Origin of the sequence: Shewanella spartinae (genome assembly GCF_019457555.1) — a bacterium.
In the GTDB taxonomy this organism is placed as follows: domain Bacteria; phylum Pseudomonadota; class Gammaproteobacteria; order Enterobacterales; family Shewanellaceae; genus Shewanella; species Shewanella loihica.
In genome coordinates, this window is the sequence record NZ_CP080418.1 from 585,327 (window position 1) to 598,711 (window position 13,385).

The window sequence follows — 13,385 nt, forward strand, 5'->3', positions numbered from 1 at the left end:
GGTTTGAGGAGCAGATAATGACACGATGTCATTTGCATAAGTTTGGTGGTTCTAGTTTAGCGGATGCAGATTGTTACCGCCGCGTCGCCCACATTTTACTGACCCACGGCCACAGCGATGATCTTATCGTGGTGTCGGCCGCGGGCAAGAGTACCAATTTCCTATATCGTTTGCTGGAGCTGTGCGACACAGATCAGCTGTGGCAGGAAGAGTTACAGGTGCTGGTGAGTTACCAGCAGAATCTAATCGAGCAGCTGCTTTCCAACGAGCAGGCCCGTAGCCTGAGAGAGCGACTGGCCACCGACAAGTCGCAGCTGACCAGCCTGTTGTCGCTCGATGAGCTCAACGATTATCAACGTAATCAGGTGGTGAGTTTCGGCGAGCGCTGGTCTTCCCGTCTGCTGGCGGCGCTGCTGCGCGAGTCTGGCGTGGCGGCGACCGATGTCGATGCCCGCACCCTCTTGGTCGCCGATGAAGGCGCCGTGCCGCAGATCCGCCTTGGCGAGTCGCGCCAGAAGGTGCAGGCGCTGCTCGAGGCTCATCCACAGGAGCGTCTGGTGATCACCGGCTTTATCTGCGCCAACGAGCAGGGCGATACCCTGTTGCTGGGCCGTAACGGCTCAGATTTTAGCGCCACATTGCTGGCCAGCTTGGCGGATATCGAACGCGTCACCATCTGGACAGATGTGGAAGGGGTGTTCAACGCCGACCCGAACCGAATTAACGATGCCAAGTTGCTCAAGAGCATGTCGCTCACCGAGGCGAATCGCCTGGCGCACCTTGGCTCTCCAGTGCTGCATAACCGTACACTGCAGCCCTTGTTCGACACCGAAGTGAGCCTGGCGGTGCGTTCAAGCTACGCCCCTCATACAGATTTTACCCTGATCGCCCCTAAGAGCTCGTCGGCCAGTGCCCCTGTGGTGACCAGCCTCTCCAGCGTCAGCCTGTTTAGCCTAACCATAGGGGTCGAGTTGCCGCAGTTGCTGGCCTGTTTTGCCCAGGCTGGCCTGACGCCACTGGCCTATTGGTCGTTGGCCCACGGCCGCGCCGAGCTGGCCTTTACCCATGAAAATCAGAAGCAGGCCCAGGCGATCTTCGAGGCCAAGCGCAGCGAGCTGGGAATCGATGAGTTACAGCTGCGCGACGATCTCGGTTTGGTGGCCCTGGTAAGCGCCGATGCCAGCCTCTATCGCCGCGGTTTCTCGCGTCTGTTGAGCCGTGAGGCCCATCCTCTGTGTAATGATGGCCTGAGCCTGGTGACTCTGGTGCCTAAGGCGCAGGTGAACCTGTTGACCCAGAAGGTGCACAGACGCTGCGCCGGTCCGCGCAAGCGTATCGGTGTCTTGCTGCTGGGCATAGGCAACATAGGCGAAGCCTGGATCGATCTCTTCAAGCGGGCTCGCCCCGTGCTCAATAAAGAGCTTGAGGTCAGCGTCGAGCTGGTGGGACTCTTAAGTTCCAAGAAGGCGCTGCTGAGCGAGACGGATATTGACTTAAGCAGCTGGCAGCAGGCTTTCGAGGAGCGCGGCACCGGCTGGCAGTACACTCATCTGTTCGAGCAGTTGCAGGCACTAAATTGCGATGAGTTGATCGCCCTGGACATCAGTGCCAGCGCCGATCTCACCCTGCAATACCCCGAATTTTTTGCCCGCGGCATCCATATCGTCAGCGCCAACAAGCTGGCGGGTTCTGGGCCGCTGGCCTTCTATCAGGAGCTGAAACAGCAACTGGGCAATCGTCGTCTGTTCTGGCGTTATAACGCCAGCTGTGGTGCGGGCCTGCCGGTGCAACATGCGCTGAACGATCTGCATAACAGCGGCGACAGCATAGAGGCGGTCGGCGGCATCTTCTCCGGCACCCTGTGTTGGCTGTTCGAGCACTATGATGCCAAGAAACCCTTCTCCGAGCTGGTGCTGGAGGCTAAGGGGCTGGGCATTACCGAGCCGGATCCCCGCGACGATCTCTCCGGCCGGGACATGCAGCGCAAGTTGCTGATCTTGGCCCGTGAGATAGGTTACGACATAGAGCTGGACGATATCGAGCTGGAGTCTCTGGTGCCGACTAAGCTGGCTGAGATCCCGCTGGATGATTTCATCAAGCGTATGGCGGAGCTTGATGGCGAGATGTTGCAGCAATATCAGGCTGCTGCCGAGCAGAACAAGGTGCTCAGGTATGTGGCGTCATTGGATTCAGACCAGGGCCAGCTCAAGGCCAAGGTGGGGATCCAGTGGGTCGATAGGAGCCACCCGTATGCCAATCTGACGCCGGGCGATAATGTCTTCGTCATTCGCAGCGATTTCTATCAGGATAATCCGCTGATCATCCGTGGTCCGGGCGCCGGGCGCGAGGTGACGGCTGCCGCGGTGCAGTCGGATCTGGCGCAGATCTGCCGAGATCTCCTGCAAGAGTAATTAAATGGGCCGATCTCGAATCGGCCCTTTTTTTACCCTTTATCTCTTCATTCTTACTCGCTTTCTCAGCATATTTCGCCGGGGTCACTCGGCGGGATCGGCTCGCCTGTGTCTGCCGTTTCACTTTCGGACTATCTTATAAACAGATTGTTTTTTAATGAGGCAATTTTTGGGCTTGACATCACTCTGAGTTTCTCTAGTATATGGACATATAGACGTCCAAACGTCTAAAATATTTTTTGCTCTAGGTCTGAGGGAATTAAGATGGCTTTTCATCACGCACAACACGCCAATTCATTGAATCAAAGCTTGTCTGAGCTTAATGGTGATATCAATGTGTCATTTGAGTTTTTCCCACCGGCCACCCCCGAGATGGAAACCATTCTGTGGAACTCCATCAGACGCCTGGAGCCGCTTAAGCCTAAGTTTGTCTCGGTAACCTATGGTGCCAACTCTGGTGTTCGCGATCGTACCCATGGTGTGATCGAGCGTATTCAGAAGGAGACAGATCTGGTGGCGGCGCCCCATCTGACCCTAGTCGATGCCAGTGACGAAGAGCTGGTCGAGCTGGCGAAGCACTACTGGAACTCGGGCATACGTGACATCGTTGCGCTACGAGGCGATCTACCCGCGGGCAGTCCTAAGCCGACCCGTTTTGCCAACGACCTGGTGCGCCTGCTTAAGTCTGTGGCCGACTTCGATATCTCGGTGGCGGCCTATCCTGAGGTGCACCCGGATGCGCCCAATGCCCAGGCGGATCTGATCAACCTCAAGAAGAAGATAGATGCGGGGGCCAACCGCGCCATCACTCAGTTCTTCTTCGATGTGGAGTCTTACCTGAGATTCAGAGACCGCTGCGTGGCCGCCGGTATCGACGTGGAGATAGTACCGGGCATACTGCCAGTGACCAACTTTACTCAGCTGAAACGCTTCGCCGGCATGACCAATGTGTCTATCCCAAGCTGGCTGCATAAGCAGTTTGAAGGGCTCGACGATGACCCCTCGACCCGCCAGATGGTAGGGGCCAACGTGGCCATCGACATGGTCAAGGTGCTGTCGCGTGAAGGGGTGAAAGACTTCCACTTCTATACCCTGAACCGCGCCGAATTAACCTATGCCATCTGCCATACCCTTGGGGTAAGACCCGGTAAATAGCATTTCGTTAGCCAGAATAGACGTCTAGCCCCGCCTCGATAGGTGGGGCTTTTTTATACCTATTATCAATAGTCCTAGTGTGGTTTTTCTTCTATGATTGACCACAGCCAATAAGGAGGTTGATATGTATAGAATGCTTATCGGAGTGACAGTGCTTTTCCAGAGTAGTCAGGCGATGGCCGCCAACGAGATGCCACCGGCCGCCGCCCTGTGTGGCAGTTGTCATGGCCCGACCGGGATGGGCATAGAGCCTATCGCGCCGCGTATCGCCGGACTCTCTTCCGAATATATTGCCAAGCAGATCCACCTGTTTCAGCAAGGCGACAGACAAAACCCCAGCATGACACCCATGTCGATGACGGTGCAGGGAGAGGCCATCAATCAGGTGGCAGATTACTTTGCCGCTCAGCCAGTGCCTGACTTTTCCCAAGCCTCACGCGGTAGCCAAACTAGCTATCAGAGCGTGGCGGAAACCTTGGTCTATCAAGGGGACTGGCAGCGCACCCTGCCGGCCTGTGTCTCTTGCCATGGCCCCTCGGGGATAGGTGGAGGCCAGTTCCCGCGTCTGGCGGGGCAGCAGGCCAGCTATCTCAAGACACAGCTGATGGCCTGGCAGTCGGGCACGCGTAAGGGGGATATCGATAACATGATGGGCAATATCGCCAGCAAGTTGAGCCAGGATGAGATAGCGGCCCTGGCCGACTATTTTGCCACGTTGAAGTAGGGAGGCGGATATGAACAGGAATCTAATGACACTCAGCGGCCTACTCTTGTTTGCCCTTGGCAATAACGTACAGGCGGGTGACTTACCCGATAAGCAGGCTGAGCTGAAACTGGCGGCGCCAGCGCAGGATGCGGATTATCTTAAGATGCGTTCGCTTGCCAGCATCCCCGAAGGTGCCTTCGGCGACAAGGTGCGCCTGGGTTATCAGCTGTTCGTCAATACCCAACAGCTTAGGGGCCAATATGTGGGCAACGAGCTGAACTGTGTCAACTGCCATATGGACGCAGGACGCAGGGCCAATGCCTCTCCCTTGTGGGCCGCCTATCTGGCCTATCCCGCCTATCGCAAGAAGAACGATAAGGTGAACAGCTATCAGGAACGGATCCAGGGTTGTTTCACCTATTCGATGAATGGCAAGGCGCCCGAGTCGGGCAGCGAGTCCCTGGTGGCGCTGTCGGCCTACTCCTACTGGTTAGCCATGGGCGGCCTGATGGATAAGTTCGGCGTGACAGGCGCCGTGCCCGAGCTGAGCGATGCCGAGCTGCTCAAAGGTGGCAAGCGGGAGGATTTTGTCTTGCCCGAGGCGATCGCCAAGGCCACGACACTCGATGAGCGTGCCAAGCTGCCGGGCAGAGGCTTCCCCGCCATCCCTAAGCCCGAACAGGCTTATTCACCTGCGCGCGGCGAGCAGGTCTATCGGGCTCATTGCCAGTCCTGCCACGGTGAAAACGGTGAAGGGTTAGCCATGGGCGGTGTCTATAGCCTGCCGCCGTTGTGGGGGCCGAACAGCTTTAACTGGGGAGCTGGCATGCATAGGGTTAACACGGCGGCCAATTTCATCTATGAGAATATGCCTCTGGGTAAGAGTGTGCAGCTATCGCATCAGGAGGCCTGGGACGTGGCTGCCTTTGTGGTCTCCCATGAACGACCACAGGACCCGCGACTGGAAGGCGATAAGGTGATGGAGCTGAGCAAGCGCTATCACCAGCATCAAGGCTATTACGGCAAGAGTGTGGGTGAGGGGGCCGTGCTCGGCACTCAATCCTATCCTATCAATCCGGTTAAGCAGTAAGCCTAAGCAATAAGCCTTAAGCTTGTTCCGCCAGAGACTGAGTGTTAACGTTAACGGCTAACACTCAGTCTCTATGGATTCTATGCGCACCAATGCCAGTCAGTGCCCCCTGTGTCACCAGCCCAATCAATGCGCCGTAGTGGCGGGGCGTGAGAGTGATACCTGTTGGTGTCATCATCAGACGTTTGCGCCCAAGGCGCAGTTGCCTCAAGCCATAGCCCCAGATGTTTGTATCTGCCAGGCCTGCGCCGAGGCGCTTAGGCTGGAGGCTGAGTTGGGGGTTAAGCGAGTCGATTAATGGTCAATCAATTATTTAAGGATGAATATTTATGAAAAATAGCGCCATCATGCTCTTAGGCCTGCTTGTTCTCGCGGGATGTAGCAATTTAACGCTGACGACCAATATCTCACCTGAAGAAGCGTTAAAGACCTCTAAGGTGGAGGAGTATAGTATGGCCGAAATTGGCCGTTATAAGGCGGATTCTCTGGGGAAAGTGTCAACCTCTATGTGCCGTACCCGCTCTACTCAGCCGAAACCGACCGAGTCATTATTGGTTGGCAATCTCAAATATAAGGCGCAGAAGTTGGGAGCTAACGGCATAGTCGTCATGGAGTGTGTCGATCATAAAATCAATAACGATTGTCCTGAGTTCTTGCGCTGTGATGCGCTAGCCTATCGCGTCGACTTCGACGCCCTGTAAAATAAAAAAGAGGCGAATTCGCCTCTTTTTTCATCTTATGCGCTAACGGGAGCTTGGGTAGTAGTTAGGGCCTTCGATTCTAAATGGAATGGTCTCTCTTCCCCAGTCAGACAGCAATACATCTCTAACACGCTCACTGTCACCCTCTGTGCTACATCCCCACATCTCGGCACAGGTGCGTCCGGCGATGTTGGAGCCGGTACCCGACTCTGTATCTGGGCGGCTGTTATTGAGGCGGGCAATTTCGTCGTCGAAATAGCGGTTATAGTCGGGTGCCGTTACTGTGATGGTTTCCATTTCACCCACAGGGGCATTGCTGCCTGGTTTGGCGTCCTTGTCTGCGTCGACCATGGCATATAGCTTAGGTAGCGGCAGAGTCTTGGCCAGTTCTGATTTTTTCAGGTTAGCGGCAAAGACTTTAGCCGAGGCATTATTCAACTCATAGGCGCGAGATAGCCACTTGTCGGCTTCGGTAAGGTCTTGCTTGACCAGAGTATCGTTGAGGTAAACCTTACCTAACACTAAGGCACTTGGAGAGAAGTTGACCTTCATACTGCGCTCCAAGAGCGAGATCGCCTTATCGACATCTTGATAGTCGGTCTCTTGCAGGTACATGACTGCTGCCTTGTACTGTGCCGTCGTATTGCCAAACTTGGCGGCGCGTCTAAACCATTTCAGCGCCTTCTTGTTGTCTTTCTTGGTGCCGTAACCTGCATAGTAGAGTTCCCCCAGAGTTGCCATGGCGTCTGAGTGACCTCGCTTGGTCAAGATGGTATAGGCCTTAAAATATTCCTTACATTCTGCCGAGTCACACTCAGGCAATCCCGAAGCGTAACTCGTTGAAGTAATAGCCCAAAAGGTCAAGCCGATTGAGAGTGTTTTGATTATCCTTTTCATTATATTGTCCTATTTTGGTGGTTGATGTGCTTCAACCCTCTATGCCTCAATCGGCTCAGAGTACATCTTGTTGAGGCTGATATTATCGAAAACATTATCGAAAACTAAGAGCTATCCTTCCCCAGTCAGACAGCAGGAAGTCGCGAATACGCTCACTGTCTCCCTCCGTACTACATGCCCACAATTCGGCACAGGTTCTGCCTGCGATATTGGATCCTGTGCCTTTTTCCGTATCTGGGCGACTGTTGTTGAGACGGGCGATTTCGTCGTTGAAAAACTGGGTATAGTCAGGCGCAGTGACAGTGATGGTTTCCATCTCACCGACAGGTGCATTACTGCCAGGTTTATTGCTGGCTTGCGCATCCAGCAGGGCATAAAGCGTTGGCAGGGCGAGTGTTTGGCCTTGTTGGGACGCTTTAAGTTGCTTGGCAAATTTTTGCGCCTCTTGGTTGTTGAGCTCATAGGCCTTGGCTAGCCAGTGATCGGCTTCGGCAAGGTCTTGTTTAACGAGTTCGTTGCCAAGATAAATTTTACCCAATACGAAGGCGCTGGGAGAGAAACCGACTTTACTGCTGCGTTTGAGCAGTGTGATGCCTTTGTCGATATCTTGATCATTTGAATCTTGAAGATACATGATCCCGGCCTTGTACTGGGCCGTGGTATTGCCAAACTTGGCGGCACGTCTAAACCACTTGAAAGCTTGCTCCATATCTTTCTCTGTGCCATAGCCAGCATAGTAGAGTTCGCCCAGGGTCGCCATGGCGTCCGAATGCCCTCGCTTGGTCAAGATGGTATAGGCCTTGAAATACTCCTGGCATTCAGCCGTGTCGCATTCGGGAAGCCCGGCGGCAAAGCCTTGGGAGGTAACCGCCAACAGGCTTAGTCCAACTGAGAGAGCTTTGAGTCTCTTCTTCATCATCTCGTCCTTTGATAGCGCTGACAAAACTCCAACTCTTTAAGCCTGAAAGAGGCTTTAAGTACCACTCGTTGAAATGGATTTACCTAACATTTAAGGCCAATGCGATATTGCCCCAATCCGATAACTGTAGATCTCTAATGCGTTCGCTGTCGCCCTCGCTACTACAGGCCCAGATATCTGAGCAGGTTCGTCCGGCGATGCTGGACCCGGTTCCCTTTGCCGTGTCGGGACGACTCTGATTAAGCTGTGCTATCTCCTCATCGAAATAGGCGGCATAGTCAGGGGCCTCAACCAGTATTATCTCCATCTCTTCCAATGATGATTTACTGTCGGCCGCGACGGGCTTTTCGGCATCGACAAGTGCAAACAGTTTAGGCAGCGGGAGCTTGGCAGTATCGGTCGATTCTCTAAGGGTTTTGGCAAATTTCATTGCCTCTAAGTTGTTGAGCTTATAAGCGAGCGTCAGCCACCTGTCCGTTGCGGCAAGATCCCTTGGGATAAGTTTGTCTTGCAGGTAGATCTTGCCTAAGGCTAGCGCGCTTGGTGAAAACGTCGCCTTGGCGCTACGTTTTAGCAAAGCGATCCCTTTGTCGATATCTTGGTATGCAGAGGTTTGCAAGTACATGATCCCGGCTTTATATTGCGCCGTGGTGTGGCCAAACTTGGCGGCGCGTCTAAACCACTTAAAGGCCTTATCGAGATCTTTTTCCGTGCCATAGCCCGAGTAGTAGAGCTCACCAAGCGTCGCCATTGCGCTCGAATGACCCCGTTTGGTCAAGATAGTATAGGCGTCAAAATAGGCCTCGCATTCTGCCGTTTTACAAGGGGCTAACTGAGTTGCATTGCAAAGAGGGGCTATCGCGACCAAAGCTGCTACTAACAAAAGCTTATTCACGATTCGCTGCATGCCGATATCCTTTAGTAAAATGTTAATAACTATTACTATCAGTAACTAATGGAGAGTGCCATAGTACTAAAGTGCTAATGTTTGGTGATCTCTTAGTCCTCTCCCGGCATGGCTAAGAGCGGGCTCGATTTAGGAGTTTTTAATCTATTCAGAACAAGGTCAGATATTTAGCCTGTTGGCATTAAGGGGCTCAAGTTGTCTGGTAGGAAGGGCAGGATTGGCAAGGGGGGGTGATGGACAAGCTTGATGCGATCGTAATCGGTGCCGGTGTGGTTGGGCTAGCGGTGGCGGCTAGCTTGAGTCGGCGTTTTGGTAATGTGTTGATCATAGATCGCGCCGAGAACTTAGGTACTGGCATCAGCAGTCGCAACAGTGAGGTGATCCACGCAGGGATCTACTACCCGACGGGGAGTCTCAAGGCGCAGCTTTGCGTTGAGGGTAAACGGCAGCTGTATGCCTATTGTCGTCGCCGGGGTGTCGCCGTGAATCCCTTGGGTAAGCTGATAGTGGCGACTCAGGCCGAGCAGGAGGCGCAGCTCGACGTCTTGCTGGCCCAAGCTCGGGCCAATGGGGTCGATGATCTTGTGCCGCTTGGTCGCCGTCAACTGCTGACGCTCGAGCCGACGCTCAAGGCATCTGCCGGGTTACTCTCTCCCTCTACCGGTATCGTCGATAGTCATGGCTTAATGTTGAGTCTGCTGGCCGAGGCGGAGGAGTATGGCGCGATATTCTGCCCCCATACCGAGTTTATCGCCGCCCAGGCCGATGCCAGCGGCTTTAGGGTGGAGCTGATGCAGCAAGGGGAGCGGGTGAGTCTGGAGACCAGCTATCTGATCAACTGCGCCGGATTATATGCCACAGAGGTGGCGACGCGTATTGAGGGGCTGGCAGAGTCCCTCATTCCAAACCTTTATTGGTGCAAGGGGCATTACTTTGCCTATCAGGGCAAGAGTCCGTTTTCGCATCTCATCTATCCCGTGCCCGAGCCAGGGCTGAAAGGCTTAGGAATACACGCAACCTTAGATCTCGGCGGTCAGCTTAAGTTTGGCCCGGATACCCAGTATCTGACGCCCGACTCACAGGAAGATTATCGGGTGCCCGCAACGCTGCGCCAGCGTTTTCATCAGGCGATTTCGCGTTATTATCCTGGCTTAGATATCGATCGTTTGGTTCCGGATTACGCCGGGATCCGCCCTAAGCTGCAAGGGCCCGATGACACCGAGGTGGCTGATTTCTTGATTCAGGGGGAGGCGCAGCATGGCATACTTGGCTTGGTGAATCTGCTGGGAATCGAATCCCCCGGATTAACGGCGAGTCTGGCCATTGCCGAGCAGGTCTCTCGGCAGTTAGGGGCGCCATAAAAAAAGGAGCCGATAGGCTCCTTTTCTGAGATCGCGCTTTAATCGCGCCAGGGACGGGCGTTAGCTGTTGTCTCTGTTACCCTTGCGGTGTGACTTGCGCTCACCCACAGGCTTGCGACGACGCGGTGTACGGTTGTCATCGCTGGCGTTAACGATTTCGCTGCCCGCTTCGCGGATGTTTAGCGGCTTGCCACATACGCGCACCTTCTTCAGGTGTTGCAGGACATCCTTTGGCATGCCTTCTGGCAGATCGATCGAGGTGATCTGATCGAACAGTTGGATCTGGCCTATGTAACGGCTGTCGATGTTGGCTTCGTTGGCGACGGCGCCGACGATGTTGCCCACGCCCACACCATGGTCACGACCCACGTCTAGCACGTAACGGCACATCTTGACGTCTGGATGATCTTTCAGGGTATCTGCCTGACCCAGGTTTGCCGGGGTCGGACGCGATTCGCGGCGGCCACGAGGAGCACGATCTGAGCGGTCGCCACGGTCGCGCGAGTTGCGCTCGTCACGGCTATCGCGCTGACGCTCCTGAATAGGAGGCAGCTGCAGAGGACGCTCCTGCTGCACCATGTTGAGCAGTGCGGCGGCAAGTACTTCGGTGTCCACTTCCAGTTGCTGACACAGCTGGGCGACGGCGCCATGCATGAAGTCCAGCGACTCGTTGTCTATGGTGTTCGAAACCTGCTCACCCAGACGCGACAGACGACGCTCGGCCACTGTCTCAGGGCTTGGCACGTTCATCGGCGAGATACGGCTCTTGGTCGCACGCTCGATGGTGCGCAGCATGCGCATCTCTCTGTGGGTGACGAACAGAATCGCCATACCGGTACGACCAGCGCGGCCGGTACGACCGATACGGTGTACATAGGCTTCGGTGTCGTAGGGGATATCATAGTTGATCACGTGACCGATACGCTCAACGTCCAGACCACGGGCGGCCACGTCGGTGGCGATCAGGATATCTAGCTTGCCACGCTTAAGCTGATCGACGGCGCGCTCACGGGCCTGTTGGTTCATGTCGCCATGCAGTGGCGATGAGGCATAACCGCGGGCTTCCAGTTTCTCGGCCAGTTCGACACAAGAGTTACGGGTACGCACGAAGATGATGATACCTTCGGTGTTTTCTACTTCCAGTACGCGTACCAGGGCCTCGAGTTTGTTGTGCTGAGACACCTGCACGAAGCGCTGCTCGATAGACTCAACTGTTGTGTGGCTGGCGGCGATGCTGATGTGTACCGGCGTTTGCAGGTACTTGTTGGCGACGCGCTTGATCTGCTCTGGCATGGTGGCCGAGAAGAGTGCCAGTTGACGCTCCTGTGGCGTGTGCTCCAGGATCCACTCGATGTCGTCGATAAAGCCCATCTTGAGCATTTCATCGGCCTCATCGAGTACCAAGGCGTTGAGTGTCTCTAGCTTCAGGGTGCCACGACGCATGTGGTCCATGACACGACCCGGTGTACCCACGACAATCTGAGGGCCACGACGCAGGGCGTTAAGCTGTTGATGCATGCTCTGACCGCCGTAGATAGGCAGTACGTGCAGGCCTTTCATAAATTTGGAGTAGCTACCGAAGGCTTCGGCAACCTGTACCGCCAGTTCGCGGGTCGGCGCCAGTACCAGAATTTGTGGTACGTTGCGGTTAGGATCGATAGCGTTGAGCAGGGGCAGGGCAAAGGCACCGGTTTTACCCGTACCGGTTTGCGCCTGGCCTAGAATATCTTTACCCGCCATAAGGGGGTCGATACTGGCGGCCTGGATCGGGGTAGGTTTTTCATAACCTAGCTCGTCGAGAGCACGCAACAAAGGCTCGGACAGGCCGAGTTCGCGGAAAGTTTTTTCACTGGATGACATGGGTTGTAGCCTTGTGGTGTAACTAAAGTGCAGAGACTGCACCAAAAGATGTAAAAGACAGAAAATCAACCCCGTGTCGACTTCCCGCACCGAAAACGAATCAGTAAGCCGATTATTATAACAGTAAGCCAGAGATCTTTCCACCGCCTGGCATAATTTTCGCAGTAAACTCAGATGTCGTTAATTTAACCATTTAGTTAACAGTGAGTTACATTTTTCAAAAATACAAAATTCCCTGTGTTTTGTATTAGTTATTCAAGAGATAAGTGTCAATTATTAACAGTTTATAGGCGGTTTCCGTAACAGCGGCCAGAAAATTAACATCTATCTTACTCGCCTCGTCACTGGGTTGGTGGTAATCCTTGTGGGGTGGCACGCCGAAGTAGAGCCAGGGGATGCCCGCCTGATGAAAAGGATAATGATCTGAGGCTCTTAACCAATCGACCTTCTGTATCGTCTTGCCCGCTTCCGGCGGATGATTGGCGCGAATACAAAGATTAACCGTCTGCTCCAGCCGGGCCTTGATCTGCTCGAACTGGCCAAATCCACGGCGGCCCTCCAGGTAAATACGGCTGTTGCGCGCGGGGCGGCCTATCATGTCCAGGTTGACCATCAGCTGGATCTGACTGGCCTTGAGCTTGGCATCTGGGGCCATCAGGTCGTCGACAAAGGCCTTGGAACCGTAGAGGCCTGGCTCTTCGGCGTCGGTGGCGATAAACATCAGGTTGGCGTCTCTTGGCAGGCTTGCGCTATGAAAGGCTATCTCAAGCAGGCCGGCGACGCCTGAGGCGTTATCGTCGGCGCCGTGATAGAGCTTATAGCCCTGCTTGCCTAGGTGATCATAGTGGGCGACCACCAGACGCCAGCGGTCGCTGGGCTCGCTCGCCGGCAATATGCCTATGATGTTGGTGCCAAGGCGAGTGCCGAACTGATAGTCATACTCAAAGTCGTGATCGAAACGGCCCAGCCAGGGGGTGAGGCCCGCCTGCTGCATCTGATTGGTTATGTAATCTCTGGCCAGGGCGGCGCCATCTGTGCCTGTCTTGCGCCCGGCGAATTGATCGCTGCTGAGGGTCTCTACGTGGGCGAGGAGCCTTGATTGATCGCTCCAGGTGAGCCGGTACTCATCGCCGCAGCGCCTATCGTTCGGGCTCTCGGCGCAGCCTACCAGGCCGAGCGCGAGCAGGCTTAGTGCGAGCATGCTCTGCGTGAACAGCCGCAGCAGTGGTGGGAGTCGCAAGTTGCGTTTATGGGCAGGGGCGTAGCGGCTTCTCAATGATGGCAATCCTCGAGTGTGAATACTCCTAAGCTACCCCTGTTTGCCGGGGAAGGAAACAAAAAAGCCAGCCTGTAGAGGCTGGCTTCTTAAGGCCGTCGG

General features: G+C 54.8%; 12 protein-coding genes. 7 read left to right on the forward strand and 5 right to left on the reverse strand.

The annotated features are described in order from the left end of the window. The first annotated feature begins 17 nt into the window (after positions 1 to 17). From K0I31_RS02635 to K0I31_RS02660, 6 genes are all read left to right on the forward strand, one after another. Positions 18 to 2,411 (forward strand): bifunctional aspartate kinase/homoserine dehydrogenase II, encoded by a 2,394-nt coding sequence (locus K0I31_RS02635; protein WP_220079806.1) that lies wholly within the window; start codon positions 18 to 20, stop codon positions 2,409 to 2,411. A 264-nt stretch (positions 2,412 to 2,675) separates the two neighbouring features. Continuing rightward, positions 2,676 to 3,566, forward strand: coding sequence for a methylenetetrahydrofolate reductase (gene metF / locus K0I31_RS02640; protein ID WP_011864328.1), 891 nt, complete (start codon positions 2,676 to 2,678; stop codon positions 3,564 to 3,566). Between the two features lie 124 nt (positions 3,567 to 3,690). Then, the gene (locus K0I31_RS02645; protein ID WP_220079807.1) at positions 3,691 to 4,290 is read left to right on the forward strand and encodes a c-type cytochrome; all 600 of its coding nucleotides are present in this window, start codon (positions 3,691 to 3,693) and stop codon (positions 4,288 to 4,290) included. A 10-nt stretch (positions 4,291 to 4,300) separates the two neighbouring features. After that, positions 4,301 to 5,362, forward strand: coding sequence for a c-type cytochrome (locus K0I31_RS02650; RefSeq protein ID WP_434086908.1), 1,062 nt, complete (start codon positions 4,301 to 4,303; stop codon positions 5,360 to 5,362). 82 nt (positions 5,363 to 5,444) lie between these two features. Beyond that, entirely contained in the window at positions 5,445 to 5,660 is a 216-nt protein-coding gene (locus tag K0I31_RS02655; RefSeq protein WP_223294755.1) for a cysteine-rich CWC family protein, read from the forward strand. Positions 5,661 to 5,691: 31 nt separating this feature from the next. Next, positions 5,692 to 6,063 carry a hypothetical protein gene (locus tag K0I31_RS02660; protein WP_144199810.1) on the forward strand — a complete coding sequence of 124 codons (372 nt, stop codon included), beginning with the start codon at positions 5,692 to 5,694 and terminating at the stop codon, positions 6,061 to 6,063. Between the two features lie 42 nt (positions 6,064 to 6,105). Here the strand turns inward: K0I31_RS02660 and K0I31_RS02665 are convergent, their stop codons facing one another. The 3 genes from K0I31_RS02665 to K0I31_RS02675 all read right to left on the reverse strand — a co-directional run bounded on the left by K0I31_RS02665 (position 6,106) and on the right by K0I31_RS02675 (position 8,630). Next, the gene (locus K0I31_RS02665; protein ID WP_220079808.1) at positions 6,106 to 6,960 is read right to left on the reverse strand and encodes a tetratricopeptide repeat protein; all 855 of its coding nucleotides are present in this window, start codon (positions 6,958 to 6,960) and stop codon (positions 6,106 to 6,108) included. A gap of 94 nt (positions 6,961 to 7,054) precedes the next feature. Further along, entirely contained in the window at positions 7,055 to 7,879 is an 825-nt protein-coding gene (locus K0I31_RS02670) for a tetratricopeptide repeat protein (RefSeq protein WP_220079809.1), read from the reverse strand. A gap of 79 nt (positions 7,880 to 7,958) precedes the next feature. Then, entirely contained in the window at positions 7,959 to 8,630 is a 672-nt protein-coding gene (locus K0I31_RS02675; RefSeq protein ID WP_258406559.1) for a tetratricopeptide repeat protein, read from the reverse strand. Positions 8,631 to 9,019: 389 nt separating this feature from the next. Here K0I31_RS02675 and K0I31_RS02680 point away from each other — a divergent pair, with 389 nt between their 5' ends. Then, positions 9,020 to 10,147: an NAD(P)/FAD-dependent oxidoreductase gene (locus tag K0I31_RS02680; protein ID WP_220079811.1), complete on the forward strand. Its 1,128-nt coding sequence runs from the start codon at positions 9,020 to 9,022 to the stop codon at positions 10,145 to 10,147. A 60-nt stretch (positions 10,148 to 10,207) separates the two neighbouring features. Here K0I31_RS02680 and K0I31_RS02685 read toward each other — a convergent pair whose 3' ends face one another. Beyond that, entirely contained in the window at positions 10,208 to 12,007 is a 1,800-nt protein-coding gene (locus K0I31_RS02685) for a DEAD/DEAH box helicase (protein ID WP_220079812.1), read from the reverse strand. A gap of 247 nt (positions 12,008 to 12,254) precedes the next feature. Beyond that, a complete protein-coding gene (locus tag K0I31_RS02690; RefSeq protein WP_258406560.1) occupies positions 12,255 to 13,208 on the reverse strand; it encodes a M28 family peptidase in 954 nt (317 codons plus the stop codon). Between the last annotated feature and the right edge of the window lie 177 nt (positions 13,209 to 13,385).